The organism is Mesorhizobium sp. M7A.F.Ca.CA.004.04.2.1 (assembly GCF_004022825.1).
In the GTDB taxonomy this organism is placed as follows: domain Bacteria; phylum Pseudomonadota; class Alphaproteobacteria; order Rhizobiales; family Rhizobiaceae; genus Mesorhizobium.
This window is the reverse complement of sequence record NZ_RZPH01001477.1, coordinates 1-1011: the sequence shown is the minus strand read 5'-3', so window position 1 is coordinate 1011 and position 1011 is coordinate 1. Positions and strand designations below refer to the sequence as shown.

1 protein-coding gene is annotated in these 1011 nt (G+C 65.1%); it reads left to right on the top strand.

Annotated elements, in window-relative coordinates:
- Window positions 1–146 precede the first annotated feature (146 nt).
- On the top strand, window positions 147–1011 hold an 865-nt coding region (locus tag EN893_RS35505), incomplete at its 3' end, for a hemolysin family protein (RefSeq protein WP_164901467.1).

Genomic DNA, 1011 nt, shown 5'->3' with positions numbered 1-1011 from the left:
CGCCAAAGGTACGGGTTGTCGTCGACGCCCTCGTCGAACATTTTTCGGCGCCGCCCTGGGATGCCGCGTGACCGAAATGCCGGTCATTTCTCAAAAATCACGTCGGACTATTTTCGAAGACCGCGCCGCAATGCTATTGACCGCTCATGTTATACGTAGAAATCGCTATCGTGGTCGTCCTCATCTGTGTGAACGGCCTTCTGTCGATGTCCGAACTTGCCATCGTCTCGTCGCGACCGGCCCGCCTGAAAGCGATGATCGACCGAGGCATCAATGGCGCCGGCCGCGCGCTCGAGTTGGGTTCCAATCCCGGCAAGTTCCTGTCCTCGGTGCAGATCGGCATCACCCTGGTCGGCGTCCTCTCCGGCGCCTTTTCCGGCGCCACGCTCGGCGAACGGCTGGCGCAGTTCCTGGCCTCGACCGGCATCCGCGAGACCGTCGCCGATCCGCTCGGCGTCGGCATCGTCGTCGCCATCATCACCTATTTCTCGCTGATCGTCGGCGAACTGGTGCCCAAGCAGATCGCCTTGCGCGACCCAGAGCGGGTCGCCGCCAGGGTCGCTCCGGCAATGACCATCCTCGCCACCGTTTCGGCGCCGCTGGTCTTCCTGCTCGATTTCTCCGGCCGCACCATCCTGTGGCTGCTCGGCCAGCGCGGCGAAAGCGAGGAGAAGGTCACCGATGAGGAGATCAAGATGCTGGTCGCCGAGGCCGAGCATCACGGCACCATCGAATCCGACGAGCGGCGCATGATCGCAGGCGTCATGCGGCTTGGCGACCGCGCCGTGCGCGCGGTGATGACGCCGCGCACCGAAGTCGACTGGATCAATCTGCAATCCGACGAGGCGGCCATCCGCAAGCTGCTCATGGAAACCCAGCATTCGCGCCTGCCGGCAGGCGACGGCGGCGTCGACGTCATGGTCGGCGTCGTCCAGACGCGTGACGTGCTGGCCGCACTGCTTGCCGGCCGCGTGCTCGACCCGCGCAGGCATGTGCGCGCAGCCCCCATCG